Annotated in this window: 23 protein-coding genes and 1 tRNA gene; 21 read left to right on the top strand and 3 right to left on the bottom strand. The window is 41.2% G+C overall.

The features are described 5' to 3' along the window. From UB32_RS04940 to tsaD, 5 genes are all read left to right on the top strand, one after another. Positions 1-68 (top strand) — tRNA-Asp (locus tag UB32_RS04940). A 206-nt stretch (positions 69-274) separates the two neighbouring features. Further along, entirely contained in the window at positions 275-727 is a 453-nt protein-coding gene (gene tsaE, locus UB32_RS04945; protein WP_044391728.1) for a tRNA (adenosine(37)-N6)-threonylcarbamoyltransferase complex ATPase subunit type 1 TsaE, read from the top strand. Continuing rightward, positions 728-1429 carry a tRNA (adenosine(37)-N6)-threonylcarbamoyltransferase complex dimerization subunit type 1 TsaB gene (gene tsaB / locus UB32_RS04950; protein ID WP_044391730.1) on the top strand — a complete coding sequence of 234 codons (702 nt, stop codon included), beginning with the start codon at positions 728-730 and terminating at the stop codon, positions 1427-1429. Between the two features lie 13 nt (positions 1430-1442). Next, positions 1443-1895 (top strand): ribosomal protein S18-alanine N-acetyltransferase, encoded by a 453-nt coding sequence (gene rimI / locus UB32_RS04955; protein WP_044391735.1) that lies wholly within the window; start codon positions 1443-1445, stop codon positions 1893-1895. Continuing rightward, entirely contained in the window at positions 1892-2923 is a 1032-nt protein-coding gene (gene tsaD, locus UB32_RS04960) for a tRNA (adenosine(37)-N6)-threonylcarbamoyltransferase complex transferase subunit TsaD (RefSeq protein ID WP_044391736.1), read from the top strand. The genes rimI and tsaD overlap by 4 nt, the downstream gene beginning before the upstream one ends. A gap of 200 nt (positions 2924-3123) precedes the next feature. Here the strand turns inward: tsaD and UB32_RS04965 are convergent, their stop codons facing one another. Continuing rightward, a complete protein-coding gene (locus tag UB32_RS04965) occupies positions 3124-5052 on the bottom strand; it encodes an ABC-F family ATP-binding cassette domain-containing protein (protein WP_044391737.1) in 1929 nt (642 codons plus the stop codon). Between the two features lie 164 nt (positions 5053-5216). On the opposite strand from UB32_RS04965, the gene moaC reads away from it, so the two are divergent. Together moaC and UB32_RS04975 are read left to right on the top strand one after the other, a co-directional pair. Next, entirely contained in the window at positions 5217-5711 is a 495-nt protein-coding gene (gene moaC, locus UB32_RS04970; RefSeq protein ID WP_044391738.1) for a cyclic pyranopterin monophosphate synthase MoaC, read from the top strand. A gap of 28 nt (positions 5712-5739) precedes the next feature. Further along, the gene (locus tag UB32_RS04975; protein ID WP_044391739.1) at positions 5740-6405 is read left to right on the top strand and encodes a redox-sensing transcriptional repressor Rex; all 666 of its coding nucleotides are present in this window, start codon (positions 5740-5742) and stop codon (positions 6403-6405) included. A gap of 24 nt (positions 6406-6429) precedes the next feature. Here the strand turns inward: UB32_RS04975 and UB32_RS04980 are convergent, their stop codons facing one another. Further along, positions 6430-6633, bottom strand: coding sequence for a YdiK family protein (locus UB32_RS04980; RefSeq protein WP_044391741.1), 204 nt, complete (start codon positions 6631-6633; stop codon positions 6430-6432). A 3-nt stretch (positions 6634-6636) separates the two neighbouring features. Further along, on the bottom strand, positions 6637-7368 hold the full coding sequence (locus UB32_RS04985) for a CPBP family intramembrane glutamic endopeptidase (protein WP_044391744.1): 732 nt from the start codon (positions 7366-7368) through the stop codon (positions 6637-6639). Positions 7369-7708: 340 nt separating this feature from the next. Between UB32_RS04985 and groES the strand changes: the two genes are divergently transcribed. The 14 genes from groES (at position 7709) to UB32_RS05055 (ending at position 17999) form a co-directional block, all read left to right on the top strand. Beyond that, positions 7709-7993: a co-chaperone GroES gene (groES, locus tag UB32_RS04990; RefSeq protein ID WP_041967795.1), complete on the top strand. Its 285-nt coding sequence runs from the start codon at positions 7709-7711 to the stop codon at positions 7991-7993. Positions 7994-8100: 107 nt separating this feature from the next. After that, on the top strand, positions 8101-9729 hold the full coding sequence (gene groL / locus UB32_RS04995) for a chaperonin GroEL (RefSeq protein WP_044391749.1): 1629 nt from the start codon (positions 8101-8103) through the stop codon (positions 9727-9729). A 416-nt stretch (positions 9730-10145) separates the two neighbouring features. Continuing rightward, positions 10146-10718 (top strand): hypothetical protein, encoded by a 573-nt coding sequence (locus UB32_RS05000; protein WP_052806957.1) that lies wholly within the window; start codon positions 10146-10148, stop codon positions 10716-10718. Then, the gene (locus UB32_RS05005; RefSeq protein ID WP_044391751.1) at positions 10705-11082 is read left to right on the top strand and encodes a hypothetical protein; all 378 of its coding nucleotides are present in this window, start codon (positions 10705-10707) and stop codon (positions 11080-11082) included. The genes UB32_RS05000 and UB32_RS05005 overlap by 14 nt, the downstream gene beginning before the upstream one ends. A gap of 429 nt (positions 11083-11511) precedes the next feature. Next, positions 11512-11814 carry an urease subunit gamma gene (locus UB32_RS05010; RefSeq protein WP_044391754.1) on the top strand — a complete coding sequence of 101 codons (303 nt, stop codon included), beginning with the start codon at positions 11512-11514 and terminating at the stop codon, positions 11812-11814. Positions 11815-11832: 18 nt separating this feature from the next. Beyond that, the gene (locus tag UB32_RS05015; RefSeq protein ID WP_044391755.1) at positions 11833-12153 is read left to right on the top strand and encodes an urease subunit beta; all 321 of its coding nucleotides are present in this window, start codon (positions 11833-11835) and stop codon (positions 12151-12153) included. Further along, positions 12153-13862: an urease subunit alpha gene (gene ureC / locus UB32_RS05020; protein WP_044391756.1), complete on the top strand. Its 1710-nt coding sequence runs from the start codon at positions 12153-12155 to the stop codon at positions 13860-13862. Before UB32_RS05015 ends, ureC begins: the two co-directional genes overlap by 1 nt. 10 nt (positions 13863-13872) lie before the next feature. Next, positions 13873-14319, top strand: coding sequence for an urease accessory protein UreE (ureE, locus tag UB32_RS05025; RefSeq protein WP_044391757.1), 447 nt, complete (start codon positions 13873-13875; stop codon positions 14317-14319). Next, positions 14312-15001: an urease accessory protein UreF gene (locus UB32_RS05030; RefSeq protein WP_044391758.1), complete on the top strand. Its 690-nt coding sequence runs from the start codon at positions 14312-14314 to the stop codon at positions 14999-15001. Before ureE ends, UB32_RS05030 begins: the two co-directional genes overlap by 8 nt. Positions 15002-15026: 25 nt before the next feature. Beyond that, the gene (gene ureG / locus UB32_RS05035) at positions 15027-15641 is read left to right on the top strand and encodes an urease accessory protein UreG (RefSeq protein WP_044391759.1); all 615 of its coding nucleotides are present in this window, start codon (positions 15027-15029) and stop codon (positions 15639-15641) included. Beyond that, a complete protein-coding gene (locus tag UB32_RS05040; protein ID WP_241768423.1) occupies positions 15599-16450 on the top strand; it encodes an urease accessory protein UreD in 852 nt (283 codons plus the stop codon). The genes ureG and UB32_RS05040 overlap by 43 nt, the downstream gene beginning before the upstream one ends. A 130-nt stretch (positions 16451-16580) precedes the next feature. Continuing rightward, positions 16581-17099, top strand: a complete 519-nt coding sequence (locus UB32_RS05045; protein ID WP_044391761.1) for a CBO0543 family protein — start codon at positions 16581-16583, stop codon at positions 17097-17099. A 202-nt stretch (positions 17100-17301) separates the two neighbouring features. Further along, on the top strand, positions 17302-17625 hold the full coding sequence (locus UB32_RS05050) for a nucleotidyltransferase family protein (protein ID WP_044391762.1): 324 nt from the start codon (positions 17302-17304) through the stop codon (positions 17623-17625). After that, a complete protein-coding gene (locus UB32_RS05055) occupies positions 17601-17999 on the top strand; it encodes an HI0074 family nucleotidyltransferase substrate-binding subunit (RefSeq protein ID WP_044391763.1) in 399 nt (132 codons plus the stop codon). Before UB32_RS05050 ends, UB32_RS05055 begins: the two co-directional genes overlap by 25 nt. Positions 18000-18845: the final 846 nt, after the last annotated feature.

Raw genomic sequence — 18845 nt, forward strand, 5'->3', positions numbered from 1 at the left:
GGTGTAGCGGTTAACATGCCTGCCTGTCACGCAGGAGATCGCCGGTTCGATCCCGGTCGGGACCGCCATTTTTTAGATTGTTAGAATCACAAAGCGGAACAGGGTTTCGTTTTTTTTGCTTTTAGAATAGGTTCTACCGACCTTGAAAAGTGGAAAATGCATGGTTTCTTTGCTCGTCCATGATAAATCGTGTAAACTACATATAGAATCGTCATCCTTAGGAGGCATCCTAAGGTTTTTTTGTCTTATAAAATTTGTTAGTTAGGTGATAGATATGGCGACTTATCAATTCATTTCAAAGCTTCCGGAAGACACGAGAAAATTCGCCCGGAGGCTGGCTGGACTTTTGCGGGCAGGTGACGTGATTGCGCTAGAAGGTGATTTGGGAGCAGGAAAGACGACTTTTACAAAGGGACTGGCAGAGGGTTTGGGAATCACCAGGAATGTGAACAGTCCTACTTTTACGATTATCAAGGAATATCAGGGGCGGCTACCTCTCTATCATATGGATGTGTACCGCGTGGAAGATGCGTTTGAAGATCTCGGATTTGAAGAATATTTTGAAGGCAACGGAGTAACGGTGGTGGAGTGGGCGCATCTTATTGAAGCTCAGCTGCCGAATGAACGGTTGCTACTTCAATTGTACTTGGAGGACAATGGCGCAAGGAGAATTGTCGCTGAGCCAAAGGGCGAGCACTATGAAAAATTGTGTAAGGAGATTTTTTAGATGAAGGTATTATCGATTGATACGTCTAATAATGTTTTGGGTATTGGTTTGTTGGATGGAAATATGGTTTTGGGTGAGTATATCTCCAATATAAAAAAAAATCATTCTGTTCGCGTGATGCCGGCGATTCAGACACTGATGGAGGAGTGCAATGTCAAACCGGATGAGTTATCGAAGATTGTTGTAGCGGAAGGGCCAGGTTCATATACTGGAGTCCGTATTGGTGTGACGATTGCCAAAACAATGGCCTGGACATTAAAGATTCCCCTATCAGGTGTTTCGAGCCTTCAGGTGGCAGCAGCTTCAGCAGGGCGGTATTTTAATGGGTTTTTAGCGCCATTTTTTGATGCGAGGAGAGGCCAGATTTACACCGGTTTATATAAGTTTGAAAATAAAAGGCTGGAAGTTTTGAAAGACGATCGGCTAGTGATGTCAGCAGATTGGGGAAAAACATTGAACAATTTGGACAGCAATATTTTATTTATGAGCAATGATTTGGCACTCCATGAGGAAGTCTTGAAGCAGGAGCTAGGGAGTAAAGCTATTTTTGCGGAGATCACCGAGCTGAATCCCAGGCCGGCCGAACTTGGATTGTTAGGCAGGGATAAAGAGGCTGTGGACCTTCACACCTTTGTCCCTAACTATATCCGGTTGGCAGAAGCAGAGACAAACTGGCTGAAAGCGCAACAGAATAATAAATAAGTGGGAAGAGTAGATGAATAATACAATAACGTTTCGGAAAATGACAATTGATGATCTGGATGATGTGATGATCGTGGAGGCCAATTCCTTTACTTTACCATGGAGCAGGGAAGCATTTTTTAATGAGTTGACGAAAAATCAATTTGCTCAGTATTTGGTTGTCGAAGTGGATCAGCTGGTTGTGGGTTACTGTGGTGTATGGATCATTGTGGATGAAGCACATATCACAAATATTGCCGTGCTTCCGGATTACAGGGGCATGAAGCTTGGTGAGGCATTGATGGCGAGGGTAATAGAGCTTGCCAGTGATATGGGAGCATGTAGGATGACGCTTGAAGTGAGGGTAAGCAATGAAAGGGCTCAAAATCTTTACCGAAAGTTTGGATTCCAAAAAGGTGCCATTAGGAAGAAATATTATACAGACAATATGGAAGACGCTATAGTAATGTGGGTGAATTTATCATGACAAAAGACCAATTAATCATGGGAATAGAGACGAGCTGTGATGAGACTGCAGTAGCCATTATAAAAAACGGAAGGGAAATCCTTGCGAATATTGTGGCCTCCCAGATTGAGAGTCATAAACGATTTGGTGGTGTGGTCCCGGAGATCGCTTCGCGGCACCATGTCGAGCAAATCACGCTTGTGTTAGAGGAAGCACTCAGCCAGGCAAAAGTAGATATGAAAGAGCTCGATGCGATTGCTGTAACAGCAGGACCAGGTCTCGTTGGTGCGCTTTTAATCGGTGTAAATGCAGCCAAGGCTTTAGCCTTTGCTAACAACATTCCGCTGATAGGAGTTCATCATATTGCTGGCCATATATATGCAAACCGGCTTGTTGCCGAGATGAAGTTCCCGCTGCTTGCGCTTGTCGTGTCTGGAGGGCATACAGAGCTTGTTTATATGAAGGAGCATGGTTATTTCGAGGTGATAGGGGAGACGCGTGACGATGCAGCAGGAGAGGCCTATGATAAGGTTGCTCGTACCCTGAATCTTCCTTATCCAGGCGGTCCTCATATTGATAGGCTTGCCCATGAAGGAAAGGCAACCATTAAGCTGCCAAGAGCCTGGCTAGAGGAAGGGTCCTATGATTTCAGTTTCAGCGGTCTGAAATCCGCTGTGATCAATGTTGTCCATAATGCACAGCAACGAGGAGGAGAAATTGTTCCGGAAGAGCTTGCAGCCAGCTTCCAGGAGAGTGTTATTGATGTTTTAGTCACGAAGACGCAAAAGGCAGTTAAGGAATACGGTGTAAAACAAGTGTTGCTGGCTGGAGGGGTTGCGGCCAATAAAGGACTGAGAGCAAAATTATCTGCAGTTTTTGCCGATTCGGATGTGGAGCTCGTCATTCCTCCGCTGTCCTTATGCACCGATAATGCAGCAATGATCGCGGCTGCAGGAAGTGTCATGTACGAGAAAGGGCAAAGAGCGGGGTTAACACTGAATGGAGACCCTGGTCTAGAGATCACAATCCACAACCAAAATCGCGGGTAAAAAATCTTTTAGCACCAAATATTTGTGGATAAGTAGATAAGTAAGCTTGTTTTTGTGGATAATGTGGAAAACTCTATGGATAACCTTTAAATTAGTCTTTCCTATGTGAATAACTGTGTGAACAAAAAGTCCCGGTTTTTACTATTACATTTTGAGCAAAATATGAAACCGGATATATTCATATCCGGTTTTTCTCATTTCTATGCCAATTCTGTCCATTCTTCCATCAGCTCGTCGATTTTTTCTTTCAGGCTTTCGATTTTGGAGTGGATTTCTGCTGCTTTTTCGTGATCTTGGAAGATGTTTGGGTCACAAAGCAATTCTTCGTATTCGGCGGCCTCTGTCTCGAGCTTGTCAATCAGCGCTTCGACTTCTTCCATACGCCGCTTGCGCTGACGTTCCAGCTTCTTTGCCTCTTTATCCTGTTCGTAGGAGGTTTTGTCCTGTTTGACTGATTCGGTAACCTTGCCAGCCGCTATTGCAGCCTGTCTGGCAAGTGCCTGCAGTTCTTCCTGTTCTAATTTCTTTTCGACGTAGTAATTATAATCACCTAAATATTCTGTTGCCCCACTGCGGTTCAGCTCCAGAACCTTTGTGGCGATCCTGTTTATAAAATAACGGTCATGGGAAACAAACAGGATGGTGCCCGGATAATCAATCAAAGCATTCTCTAGAACTTCCTTGCTGTCCAGATCGAGATGGTTTGTTGGTTCATCTAGAATGAGAAAATTGGAATTTTGCAGCATCAGCTTGGCAAGTGCCAACCGTGCTTTTTCACCGCCGCTCAGGGTAGAAACGATTTTTAACACATCATCGCCTGAAAACAGGAAGTTGCCCAATACGGTGCGGATTTCCTTTTCGGATTTCAGCGGGTGCTCGTCCCATAGCTCGTTTAAAACCCGTTTATTCGAACTCAACTCTGCCTGTTCCTGGTCGTAATAGCCGATCGAGACATGGGAGCCATATTGGATGCTGCCAGCAATCGATGGCAGTTTTTCAACAATGGTTTTCAGCAATGTCGACTTTCCAACACCATTAGGTCCGACCAGTGCCGTACTATCGCCGCGAGAAAGATGGAAGGTAATATCCTTTGACACGGGCTGGTTGTGATAGCCAACTGAAAGGGCGTCCACTCTCAAGACATCATTTCCGCTCTGGCGCTCGATCTGGAAGCTGAAGGAAGCGGATTTTTCGTCAGCTAACGGCCTGTCCACTCGGTCTATCTTCTCTAACTGTTTCCGGCGACTTTGGGCGCGTTTTGTTGTCGAGGCCCTGGCAAGGTTCCGCTGGATAAAGTCCTGAAGCTTGGAGATTTCATCCTGCTGTTTTTCATAAAGCTTCAGGTCGCGATCGTAATTCACGGCTTTCTGATGCAAATATGAGCTGTAATTTCCTGGGAATTTAATCAGCTGATGGCGGGAGATTTCGTATACCTGGTTCACTACCTTATCGAGAAAATAACGATCATGAGAAACAATCAAAATGGCCCCATCATAGCCTTGAAGATACTGTTCAAGCCAAGAAAGTGTATCTATGTCAAGATGGTTTGTCGGCTCATCAAGGATCAAGATGTCAGGACGCGTTAATAACAGCTTAGCGAGTGCAAGCCTTGTTTTCTGTCCACCGCTTAAAGTGGAGATTTTTGTGGAATAATCAAAAGACTGAAAGTTCAGGCCGTGAAGGACCGAACGAATATCTGCTTCGTATTGATAACCGCCTTGCTCCTTGAACTGAACTTGACAAAGGTCATAATCTTTCAAAATTCTAGCATACTCTGCTTCATTGGAAAGGATTCCAGGATCAGACATGGTCTCCTCAAGCCGCCGCAGCTCTTTTTCCATGCTGCGCAATTCGTCAAAAACAGCGAGCATCTCTTCCCAGATGCTTTTCTCGGATTCCAGTCCGGTATTCTGGGCAAGATAGCCGATCGATGTGCCTTTCGGGAGGATGATGTCTCCACCGTCATGTGATTCATAGCCAGCAATGATTTTCAGCAGGGTTGATTTTCCAGCACCATTCCTGCCGACCAGGGCAACTCGATCATTAGTCTGTATTTCAAACTTAATATTCGCTAAAATAAGATCAGCCGCAAAATATTTTGAGAGCTGATTAACTTGTAATAAAATCATTTTTTTCACCTCTAATGCCTTATGGATAGTGTAACCCAAACTAAAGGGCTCGGCAATATTTGCTTGTGAGGGGAGACATTCAGCCTTAACATGTAAGGATAGAAACAAAGTTCACACACAAGTTTGTGAAAATAGTGTATTATTTGGTTGAAAGGAGCTTGAGCATGGCAGAATTTACGCATTTTAATGATGAGGGAAGAGCGAAGATGGTCGATGTCAGTGAAAAACCAGAGACCGTCCGTACGGCAGTTGCCCATTCAAGCATTACCGTTAATGAAGATATATATGGCAGAATTACCGAAAATAAAATAAAAAAAGGCGACGTACTAGCGGTCGCTCAGGTTGCTGGCATCATGGCAGCCAAGAAGACTTCCGAGATTATTCCTATGTGCCATCCGATTCCCTTAACAGGCATAGACATTTCATTTGCTTGGGAGCAAAGTGGGAGTGACTATACTCTCACAATTGCTGCAGCAGTTAAAACGAAAGGAAACACAGGTGTAGAAATGGAAGCGTTAACAGCAGCATCTGCATGCGCGCTGACTGTTTATGATATGTGCAAGGCCGTAGACAAAGGCATGGTGATTGGCAAGACATATCTTTTGGAAAAAACCGGCGGGAAAAATGGTGATTTTAAGCGAGATGAGAAGATAAAATAGAAATACAAACAGGGTGGAGGATTTGAGAATGACCAACGATGGAATGAAGATTCCGCAAGCAACGGCAAAACGTTTGCCTCTCTATTACCGATTTTTATTGAACTTGCATTCTTCAGGCAAGCAAAGGGTTTCGTCTGCGGAACTGAGTGAGGCTGTCAAAGTAGATTCGGCGACGATCAGAAGGGACTTTTCCTATTTTGGGGCTTTGGGCAAAAAGGGTTACGGTTATAATGTAAACTACCTGCTGACTTTTTTTCGAAAGACGCTGGACCAGGATGAACTCACAAAGGTCGGTCTAATCGGTGTCGGAAATTTGGGCACCGCTTTTTTGAACTATAATTTTTCCAAAAACAATAATACGAAAATTAAAATTGCCTTTGACGTTGATCCGAATAAGGTGGGAACACAGATTGGCGATGTACCAGTCTATCACATGGATGATCTTGACAAGGTTCTTATAGAGGAAGGCATTCAGGTTGCAATTCTGACGGTGCCCTCCACCGTGGCACAGTCGATTACGGACAGACTGGTGCAGGCAAATGTAAAGGGAATTCTTAACTTTACACCGGCAAGGCTGAATGTACCGACTTCCATCAGAATCCATCATATTGATCTCGCAGTAGAACTGCAATCGTTGATTTATTTCTTGAAGCATTATCCAACCGACGCGGAAATAACGGAAGTGGAAGAATAAAAATAGCTCCTTCAGATGAAGGAGCTATTTTTTATTCTGGTTATTCTTCAGTTTGAAATGGAACAGGACCATTCTGATGCCGGACCCAAAGTCGAATGTTGCAAGGGATACGAGCAAATAGCTGAAAAACCCCCAGCCTGTTTCGTTGACATTCTGGATCGCGAAATAGGTAAATAAGCTGCCTAACAAGATATAGACAACGCCTGAAAAAATAGGCGATTGCGTCATGACTTAAAATCCCCCAATAAAGCTTTGAATTTTTTCTGCTTCTTTTATCATTCTCTCAATGTCTTCTCGAAATACCGATTGAAGCATAACAACCATTGTATTCATTGTAACATGGGCAATGATCGGCACAATGATCCGTTTTGTTTTCACATATAGAAAGGCAAAGGTGAAGCCCATGGCTGAGTATAGGATCACATGTTCAGGCTCCATATGGGCCAACGCAAAAATGACGGAACTGATCAAGGCGGCAAAGAAAAAGTTCATTTTCTGGTGCAGTCTTCCAAAAATAATCTTCCGGAAGACGATTTCCTCTAGAATTGGACCAATAATCGAGCTGACAAGGATGACAACCGGGAATTGAGTAATCAGTTTGATGATTTGCTGTGTATTTTCTGAGCCCATTTCAATTCCCAGCATGCTTTCTAAAGTACCTGCAATCGACTGGGCAAACAAGGCAAGAAATACCCCGCCGAATGCCCAGGCAGCCGAGCTTGCCGGTGAAGAAGCGTCGCGAAAATCAGTGTCCTTCGTTCTTTCCTTCCTTAAAATTAGAAGGATGATCAAGAGTGTCAGTGAAAAGCTGATCACTAGCCAGTATGGAATCGCGAGGGTTTGCATTTCCTTCAGGCTTTTTCCCATGGCAGTTCCGATAAAGACAACAAACGGTACACCGACCAAGCTGGAAATCTGCATGACGATATAGGCAATAATGACGAACCAGTATTCCTTTTTCAAAATGAAAACTCCTTCTAGTAGGATCGGTTTATTTGAAGATGTGCAGCTATTTTAGAAATGCTATCTATCCATTTTACTAGTAAGTGTTGGGAAAGTTCAAATATCAGGTTGTCTTCTAACTATTTTTAGCAAAATTCCAGGGAACAGGCGGTCATATAAGCGATCCCACATTAGAATACGAAAGACGGTTTAGAAGCTGTTTAGAAAATTTTATAAAAAAATTATCCTTCCTGCTTGCAAAAAAAATCGAGATTCATTATTATATAAATTGTGTTAGCACTCTATAAAGGTGAGTGCTAATAAACAAGAATCTACATATAATTTGAGGAGGTTGTTTCACTTGATCAAGCCATTAGGAGATCGTATTATTATCGAGCTTGTTGAGTCTGAAGAAAAAACTGCAAGCGGTATCGTTTTACCCGACACAGCGAAAGAAAAACCTCAAGAAGGAAAAGTCGTAGCTGTTGGTACTGGCCGTGTACTTGAAAACGGAGAGCGCGTTGCTCTTGAAGTTGAAGTCGGAAACCGCATCATCTTCTCAAAATACGCAGGCACAGAAGTGAAGTATCAGGGAACTGAATACCTGATCCTACGTGAAAACGACATTTTAGCAGTAGTAGAATAGAATAGCGGAAGCGCCAACGTCTCGAGGGACTAGGCGCTAAAGCTAGACACAAACAAAAGTGTAGAGATTCATATAACAAATAAAAATCCTAAGGAGGTTTTTCTACCATGGCAAAAGAAATTAAATTCAGTGAAGAAGCTCGCCGCGCGATGCTTCGCGGCGTAGATTCTCTTGCAAATGCAGTAAAAGTAACTCTTGGACCAAAAGGACGTAACGTGGTACTTGAGAAGAAATTTGGTTCACCATTAATCACGAACGATGGTGTTACAATCGCAAAAGAAATCGAACTTGAAGATGCATTCGAAAACATGGGTGCTAAGCTGGTAGCTGAAGTAGCAAGCAAGACAAATGATGTTGCTGGTGACGGTACAACTACTGCAACCGTTCTTGCTCAGGCGATGATCCGCGAAGGTCTTAAGAACGTAACTGCCGGAGCGAACCCAATGGGTATCCGTAAAGGGATGGAAAAAGCTGTTATTAAAGCAGTTGAAGAGTTAAAGGCTATTTCTAAGCCAATCGAAGGGAAGGCTTCTATCGCTCAAGTTGCCGCAATCTCTGCTGATGACGTAGAAGTGGGCCAATTGATCGCTGAAGCAATGGAGCGTGTTGGCAACGATGGCGTAATCACAATCGAGGAATCTAAAGGCTTCACAACAGAATTGGATGTTGTGGAAGGTATGCAGTTCGACCGCGGATATGCATCACCTTATATGGTAACTGATTCTGACAAAATGGAAGCAGTTCTTGAAAACCCATATATCCTGATTACTGACAAGAAAATTGGCAGCATCCAGGAAATTCTTCCTGTTCTTGAGCAGGTTGTCCAACAAGGTAAGCCATTATTGCTTATTGCGGAAGATGTTGAAGGAGAAGCACTTGCAACATTGGTAGTCAACAAGCTTCGCGGAACATTCAACGCAGTTGCAGTAAAAGCTCCTGGCTTCGGCGACCGCCGCAAAGCAATGCTAGAAGATATCGCTGCATTAACTGGCGGCGAATTGATCACGGAAGAATTAGGCCGGGACCTTAAGTCTGCTACGATAACCTCTTTAGGACGCGCTTCTAAAGTTGTTGTTACAAAAGAAAACACCACGATCGTGGAGGGTGCTGGAGACAGCGCACAAATCAAAAGCCGTATCAACCAGATCCGTGTGCAAATGGAAGAAACAACTTCTGAATTTGACCGTGAAAAGCTGCAAGAGCGCCTAGCAAAGCTAGCTGGCGGCGTTGCAGTCATCAAGGTTGGTGCTGCTACTGAAACTGAATTGAAAGAACGTAAGCTTCGCATTGAAGATGCCCTTAACTCAACTCGCGCTGCAGTGGAAGAAGGGATCGTTGCAGGCGGAGGCGTTGCGCTTCTAAACGTATACAAAAAAGTATCCGAAATCCAGGCAGAAGGCGACGAAGCTACTGGTGTGAACATTGTTCTTCGTGCAATTGAAGAACCAGTTCGCCAAATTGCTCACAACGCAGGCCTTGAAGGCTCAGTCATCGTTGAGCGCTTGAAGCGCGAAGAAGTCGGCACAGGCTTCAACGCTGCAACTGGCGAGTGGGTAAACATGATCGAAGCTGGTATCGTTGACCCAACTAAAGTTACACGCTCTGCTCTACAAAACGCAGCATCCGTATCTGCAATGTTCCTGACTACTGAAGCAGTAGTTGCTGACATTCCAGAAGAAAACGGCGGCGGCATGCCTGACATGAGCGGCATGGGTGGAATGGGCGGCATGATGTAATAAGTGCCTCCAACCCTTGATATGAGTGGGTTTTGTAGGGTGCTTAGAGTGATTTGCTAACATTTTGCTAATATTGAGGATTTTAACGGAGGCTTCTCATAAGTTGAGCAAACTTGTGGGAAGCTTCTTTTTGGTTTCTTGTTGAATATGAAGTCAGTAGACTTTGTGAGCTTTATAAAAATGGCTTGGCGATTGCGAAGGAAGAGGACAACTTACCATGAAGAAAGTATTGTATCGCTTTTATTTAGATTTTGAAAAAGAAGAAAATTGGGTTATGATATGGGAGCGTAAGAAGAAATCGGCGCATTATTAGTGAGTGTTCACCTATTAATATTCTAATGAGAATGGTTATTTTGTTGATATTTTTAATGATATAATGAAGATAGAATGCAAAAACCTGATAGAGGTGGAATAAGGTGACTAATTCTAATTCTAATAATATTGGATTAATGGATAAGGATAAGTTGTTAGAGATATTTGATTATCTAAATGAACGGCTAAAAGAAAATTTATTGCAACTAGAGATAACAATTTATGGTGGTTCTATTATGACGATGGTATATGATAATAGACCAGCAACTAAAGATATAGACTGTGTGTTTGGTAACACTAATACGAAATTATTGGATAACATATTAGCCCAAACCAAGTTTATTTTTAATCTTTCAGAGGGTTGGATAAATGAAGAGATTAAGGAGCCGCTGAAAGCCATTTTAAGAGAAGATAAAGAAACCTATAAGGTATATTCCAACTTAAAAATTTTAAAACCTAGGGCAGAACAATTGTTAGCAATGAAAATATTAGCAGCTAGACCAGAACCTGCTAAGGATTTTGTTGATGCCTTTTTACTATGTAAAGATTTAGGTATTACTACTAAAAATGAACTTTTAACTATTTTTAATAATTACATACCGCTAACTCTAATCGGCGAGAGACAAATAAATTTTATAAAATATTTAGGAAAGGATTTAGGATATGATTGGGAATAAGTATTTACTTTCATTATTCGAGTATCCTGATGAAGATACAAGTTTAAATCAATTATTAGAAATCCTAAGAACAAAGGATATGGAGTTTATTGAGAGTCTTTTCAATCCAATAGATTTAGAATTATGTAATGATACTGAGTTAACATACTTAACTAAAGTATCAGCCTTGATAGATTATTATTTGCAAATTTATTCTATTGAAGTCCCAAATTGGCTTAGAAATGAAAAATTATCGTTTACTCATCCTTATTATCATTCTAAGCGAATAAGTGATTTTGACAAATTTAAATTACAATATACAAGTCCTGCTCCCTTTAGGGCAAAAAATGTTTATTTTAATTTAGAAGGTATTAAAAGAGTGTAACAAAAAGATGACTGGAATTTTCGGGAAGCTTCTTCTAACTTGGAAATGAGTTAATCTTAAAGGTTGTACCTCTAAAAAACCTGATCGATTCATTTTTGCTATAGTATTCCAATCTATCTGTTAATCATTGGGCAACACTACACCATAATGCCCTAGAACCCTTGATAGGATTTGGTTTTGTAGTAAGAGAGTGGTTTGCTAATATGGATGTTTTTATAGAGGCTTTTCAAAAGTTCACTGAACTTTTGGGAGGCTTCTTTTTCTTTTTGTGATGGTCCAATTATCCGGGAAAGGAGTGTTGAAAACCGGCCCTACTTGTCCTAACGTATCTATTTTTTCATTTTTTAAAATATTTTTATGTAAGGTAATCTTACATCGAATATTAAACGATGTGCTAATTGGGTTATATTGAATGAAGGGGTGAAATAAATGAAGCTTACTTCGCGGGAAATGGAGAAATTAATGATCGTTGTAGCAGCTGACTTAGCACGGCGTAGGCAAAAACGAGGGTTGAAGCTTAATTATCCAGAGGCTATTGCTATTATTACATATGAAGTCCTTGAAGGTGCGCGGGATGGAAAGACGGTAGCTCAGTTAATGCAGTTCGGTGCCACAATATTATCAAGGGAAGATGTAATGGAGGGTGTTCCTGAGATGATTCATGATATTCAGGTGGAGGCAACTTTTCCGGATGGGACAAAGCTTGTGACGGTGCATGACCCAATTCGTTAATAAAAGGAGGAGTAGGCAATGATTCCTGGTGAGTATGTGTTGAAAAAAGAAATGATTGTATGCAACGAAAATAAACAAGCGAAGAAGATTCAAGTTCTCAATAGAGGAGACCGACCGATTCAAATAGGGTCGCATTTTCATTTCCTTGAAGTCAATTCAGGTTTACACTTTGACCGGGAACAAGCCTTTGGAATGCACATTAATATTCCTGCTGGTACTGCTGTACGTTTTGAGCCTGGAGTTCAAAAGGAAGTAGAACTTGTTCCATTTTCAGGCGAACAAATGGTCTACGGTTTAAATAACAAAACAAATGGTCCGGTAGGAAAGGTGGTTGATTAATGAGCTTTAAAATGCCGAGAAAGCAGTATGCTGATATGTTTGGTCCAACAGTTGGAGATGCCGTCCGTTTGGCAGATACCGAACTATTTATTGAGATTGAAAAAGATTATACAACCTATGGAGACGAAGTGAAGTTTGGCGGTGGCAAGGTTATCCGAGATGGAATGGGGCAGCATCCCTTAGCGACTAGAGCTGAGAGTGTCGACTTAGTTTTCACCAATGCTATTATTCTCGATTATACAGGCATTTATAAAGCTGATATTGGGGTGAAGGATGGTTATATTACTGCTATTGGAAAAGCGGGGAACCCACTATTGATGGACAATGTTGATATTGTTATTGGTGCTTCTACAGAAGTAATTGCTGCAGAGGGAAAAATAGTAACTGCGGGTGGGATTGATGCTCATATTCATTTCATATCTCCCGGGCAGATTGAGACTGCCCTTTCCTCTGGGATTACGACAATGTTAGGTGGGGGTACAGGTCCTGCAACAGGAACAAATGCAACAACTTGTACACCGGGACCATGGAATATTCATGGAATGCTTCTTGCTGCAGAAGAATATCCGATGAATCTTGGATTTTTCGGAAAGGGAAATTCTTCAGATGAAAAACCTCTTATTGAACAGGTAGAAGCAGGAGCTATTGGATTAAAGCTTCATGAAGATTGGGGAACAACTGCTGCGACGATTGATACTAGTTTAAAAGTAGCGGATCAGTTTGATATTCAAGTTGCTATCCACACAGACACTTTAAATGAAGGAGGGTTTGTGGAAGATACCTTAGCTGCTATCGATGGCAGGGTTATCCATACTTTTCATACGGAAGGGGCTGGAGGTGGGCATGCTCCAGATATTATTAAAGCAGCTGGATATTCTAATATTCTTCCTTCCTCTACAAATCCAACTCGTCCATTTACAGTAAACACACTGGAAGAACACCTAGATATGCTTATGGTTTGTCATCACTTGGATCCGAGTGTTCCGGAGGACGTTGCTTTTGCGGATTCAAGAATTAGAAAGGAAACAATTGCAGCTGAAGATATTTTACATGACCTAGGTGTGTTCAGTATGATTTCTTCAGACTCGCAGGCAATGGGACGTGTAGGGGAGGTGATTTCCCGCACATGGCAAACAGCCGATAAAATGAAGAAGCAACGAGGCAAGCTGCAAGAGGACCTCTCAGTAGGAGATAACTTTCGGATCAAAAGATATATTGCCAAATACACCATTAACCCAGCAATTGTACATGGTATTTCGGAATATGTGGGATCTGTGGAGGTGGGGAAATTTGCTGATTTAGTTTTGTGGGACCCAGCATTTTTTGGAGTGAAACCAGATCTTATTCTAAAAGGCGGGATGATTGCTCATAGTATCATGGGTGATCCAAATGCGAGTATTCCTACTCCTCAGCCTGTCTTATATCGCCCAATGTTTGCAAGTCATGGAAAATTGAAATATCGAACATCGATAACTTTCGTTTCTAAGGCTGCATATGAAAACGGCATTCATACGAAGTTAGGACTTCAAAAAGAAATCAAGTGTGTTTCGGGAACCCGGAATATATCAAAAAAATCAATGATATTTAATGATGCAACACCAAATATCGAAGTTGATCCGCAAACATACGAAGTTCGTGTGGATGGGGAATTGATTACATGTGAACCAGCTGAAGTTGTTCCAATGGCCCAGCGTTATTTCTTATTTTGAGGTGGATGTTATGATAATTGAAAAAGTGATAGGGAATCTCTCGACGATGGAAAAAAGAACTCCGCATGTTGAACGTGTTTATTTGGAAAGTGATTTATTGGTCAAAAGAATCCTGCGGGTTAGTACAGACCATGGGAGAGAAATTGGAATTCGTCTAAAGGATCATAAAGATTTGGTTGATGGTGATATTCTTCATATGGATGAAAAAAATATGATTGTTATTTCGGTGAAAGAGGAGGATGTGTTGGTAATCATGCCAACTTCGATTGGACAGATGGGTGATATTGCGCATCAGTTAGGAAATCGCCATCTTCCAGCCCAATTTAAAGGGAATGAAATGATGGTTCAGTATGATTACCTTGTCGAGGAATTGCTTAAACAGGCAAAGGTGCCTTTTAAACGAGAAAATAGAAAAGTGGGGCATGCGTTTCGTCCTATAGGGCATAGTCATGGATAATGAGTTACTTCCTTTGCTACAATTATGTGATTCTAATTTTCCTTCGGGGGCATTTTCGCATTCATTTGGGTTAGAAACATATATCCAAGAACAAGTTATTGTCGATAAGGAAAGCCTTAAAACGGCCATTTCTGCCTTTGTTGATAACCAATTAGTCTTCTCAGATGGACTTGCTTGTAGACTATCCTGTGAAATCTTGGAATCAAGCAGAGGTATGAATGAGCTCCTCGAGATTGATCGTCTATTGTATGTGTCGAGTCTTGCGATGGAAACAAGAGAGGGTAATCGCAGGATTGGAGAACGAATGGCGAAGTTGTGTATGGAATTATACTCTTCAACTACCTTAGGGGAGTATCTTCATTTTATAAAAAATAAACAGGGCTACGGTCATTCGGCACTTGTGTTTGCGTTTGTTGCACATCACTTGCAGATGGATAAGGAAAAAGTTCTATCAGCATACCTATTTTCCTCTGTGTCATCACTTATTCAAAATGCAGTTCGAGGCGTGCCGCTAGGTCAAACAGATGGTCAAAAGCTATTGGTCGAAATGCAGGCAAAGATTCACGAGGCCAAAAATAGAATTATGAAGCTAACAAAGGAGGATTTAGGTGCGGTAAGTCCGGGTTTGGAAATTGCGCAAATGCGTCATGAGAGGCTATCTGTACGATTGTTTATGTCTTAATTGAGCCTTATGAGGAGAGATGAAGATGGAACCGATACGAATTGGAGTTGGCGGTCCTGTTGGGGCCGGCAAAACAATGCTAGTCGAAAAATTAACAAGAGCATTGAACAAAGAGTTGAGTATGGCGGTTGTTACAAATGATATTTATACAAAAGAGGATGCAAATTTTTTAATTAAAAATGGAGTACTGCCTGAGGACCGTGTGATTGGTGTGGAAACTGGAGGATGCCCTCATACAGCTATTCGTGAAGATGCTTCTATGAACTTTGCGGCCATTGATGAGCTAATAGAACTTCATCGAGATTTAGAATTGATTTTTGTGGAAAGTGGTGGTGATAATTTAGCTGCTACGTTTAGCCCGGAATTGGTCGACTTTTCCATATATATCATAGATGTTGCCCAAGGAGAAAAAATTCCTAGAAAAGGAGGGCAGGGGATGATTAAATCAGATTTATTTATTATAAATAAGATTGATTTAGCGCCATATGTGGGGGCAAGTCTAGAGATTATGGAAAGAGATACCATTGCAGCAAGAGGGGAAAAGGCATATATATTCACGAATTTGAAGGATGGAACTGGTCTAGATAAGGTCGTTGATTGGATGAAAAAGAATGCATTATTAATGGGATTAGGTTCATGAGCTACACAGGAGTGTTAGATCTTTTCGCCTCAAAAAAGAATGATAAAACGATTATCTCATCGTGCTATTATCATGGCGCCTTAAAAATAACACGTCCAATCTACCTAGAAGAACATTCACCTTCTATCTATCTCATTCATGTTGGCGGAGGGTATGTTAATGGAGATTCTTATTTCACTCAAATACAGGTAGATGACAGTGCGCATCTCCTAGTTACTACACAATCATCAACGAAGGTTTATAAAACTCCTACAGAACCTGTACGTCAGCAAACAAAAATAAAATTGGGATTTGGAAGTGTCCTGGAGTACATTCCAGATTCTTTGATTGCGTATGAAGACGCTCGATTTATACAAGAAACTGAGGTTGAAATGGAACGTGATTCCTGTTTTTTTTATAGTGATATCATTACTCCTGGCTGGGCAAAAGATGGGAGTTTTTTTAAATATGAATGGATTCGATCTAAACTTAGGATTTATAGAGATGGACAGCTCGTGTTATTTGATCATCTTTTTTTAGAACCGGATCATCAAATGAACGGAATTATGCAAATGGAAGGATCTACCCATATAGGTACATTCATTCTTATTCATGAGCAGGTGAATAAGAAGTTTTTAGATAAGCTTTATTCTCACCTTATTGGAAATTTTCCTGATGTTCATTTAGGATTATCAGGATTACCTGATCAAGGGGGAATTCTGCGATTATTAGCAAATCATTCTGGAATCATGGAAGCAGTCATAGCAGAAGCTCAAACATTTAGTAGGCGCGTGTTGTTAAATAAAGAATCCGTTCTTTGGAGGAAATAGTAACAATGAGTACGGTAAGTTCGAGTTGGGAAGCTATGCCATACTTGGTTTTGGTTAATTAACTCGGATAAATGTATATATCATATTTTTATTCAAGCATGGACACCTTATAAGTGGAGGTGTCTAGCATATGAAAGATAGAACTATATTGCACTTATTAACACTATTCGGAATAGGCGGCAGTATAATTTTTTTACTCAGAAAAAAAGGGGAATTAAAGGATTGGTTCCTAATTTTTTTTATTAAAACATTAGTTTCTACACTATTCGATGGTCCAGCCATAAAGAAAAAATATATAAAGTATCCTACTCGCTACATGCCTAAACTGTTTGATTCTAATATTGTATTTTTATATATCCTGTTTCCTCTATCGTGTGTAATCTATAACCAATTTACCTATAAGATGAAGCCACTATACTCTATGCTAAGCGTTTTTCTTTTTAGTGGACCAATGGCATTTTTTGAGGGCTGGCTTGAGAAAAATACAGATTTGGTTGAATACAATAAGGGCTGGAATAGTTTTTATAGCATTTCAGTTCTTACATTTTCTTTTTGGTTGGTTAAATACTTCATGGAGCTTATTCGTTTCTTAGATAGCAAAATAGGCGGTTCTTCTTTTTCAGACAAAGAAACACCAAAATCTTATTAACATCTAGTCCGCAAAATGGAAGAAACCTATTCCTAATAAAAATATGTATAGCTGTCAGCAATATCATTTTAGCTAACATTTTGGTAACGGAATCCAGTAAACTGGGAATGATTAAATTGCTGATTGGGGCAAGTGGAGAAGAGAAATTAATAAAAGAGAAAATGTGTATATGCTATAATGGGACAAAAAAGGTAGGGATATTATGGGTTGTCCTGCAGATTTACGGGAGCGAATTTTAGAACAGCTTAAATCGATTTTGGATGAACAACTCGTTATGGAAAATGTGCGTGTTTACTTATTTGGTTCTTGGGCCCGACAGGAAGAAAAACATAGTTCGGATATCGATATCGCTATAGAATCCGACCTCCCGCTCTCTCCTTTTAAATGGAATAAAATTATCGAACAAATCGAAGAATCTACTATTCCTTACAAGGTAGATGTGGTGGATTTATATAATGCCAAACAGGCGCTAGTCCAAGTAGTGAAAGAGGAGGGGATTTTATGGAAAGATTACGCCAACGATTAGACGCAGCAGAAAAAGCGTTGGCTGCCTTTGAAAAGCTAGCTAACCTTAAAAATCCGAATGATGTAGAACGTGATGCAGCGATTCAACGATTTGAATTTTCTTTCGAGGCTAGTTGGAAAGCGGCTAAACAATATTTGTATGACATAGAAGGGGTGGATGAAGGCTCTCCGAAGGGAGTCATTCGCAGGTGCAGGGAGGTACACTTGTTCAAGGACGAAGAAGCCATTCTAGCACTGGAAATGGTAAATGATCGCAATTTGACTGTCCACACCTATAATGAAGAAGTAGCCATTAAAATACACAAAAACTTGACCAGGTATAATAACCTTCTTCATCAATGGGTTGAACGGATGAATGATAAAGTGATGGAATAGCCATTAAAAGATCAAAGGGCATGCTAATCTCTTTTTTAAAAGAATAAGAAAGTATAAAATTCACTTCGAGAATTGTCTATCTCCAGCGCCTATCCCCTCGAGTCGCTTCGGTCCTGCAAATAAAGTCAAAGAACGACTTCACCGGTCGGCCCTCCGAGGCACAGGATGTGCTAGACCCGCCAGCCACAGGACGTGGCGTTATCGGCGGGCAAGTGGCTTATCGGAGTTGAACAAGTCGCCTCTCCGCATTTCGAATAGTCTAGTGTCGCCTCCTAGAAACTCCGAAACTTCCACTCCACGGGCAGAAGCAAAAAACGCTTCTTCTGGTGGAGTCTTCTGTTTCTGCGTTTGCCATACTTTTCCGTTACCGTCCTGCCAATGAAGTCAAAGATGTATTGGGAAAGAATACGTTACATAATTTGTAATGGTTTTTTTCATCAATAAAATTCCCCATAGCATGTTTCGGACAAGCACCACGTGAAGTTAGATAAGATTGGGGAGTTGTGATTGCGGGAGTCGAAGGTGATACTCATCAAAGCGAGTGTCTGGAGCGGAAATCAACAGCCCCGATGACAGCAAAACCAATAAAGGACCGGGCGGTTTTGCCCGGTTTTTCTTATAATATCAGAATTTATATGTTTACCTTTTTTTGTAATTGCGGGAAAATCGAGGCATGGAGCTTAAACGAATCTTTTTTGTTGATAGGTACGAAGGCGAAAAACGTCTCGAGGAGTCAGTGGCAAACGGCTTGCCTAGGTTGAGGTTGTAGAGCGGAAAGTTGTCAAGAAAGCCCCGTTATTTTGACAGGTTTGAGGGTGTAGAGCGAAAAGTTGTCAAGAAACCCCT

Source organism: Mesobacillus subterraneus, assembly GCF_000934845.1.
In the GTDB taxonomy this organism is placed as follows: domain Bacteria; phylum Bacillota; class Bacilli; order Bacillales; family Cytobacillaceae; genus Mesobacillus; species Mesobacillus stamsii.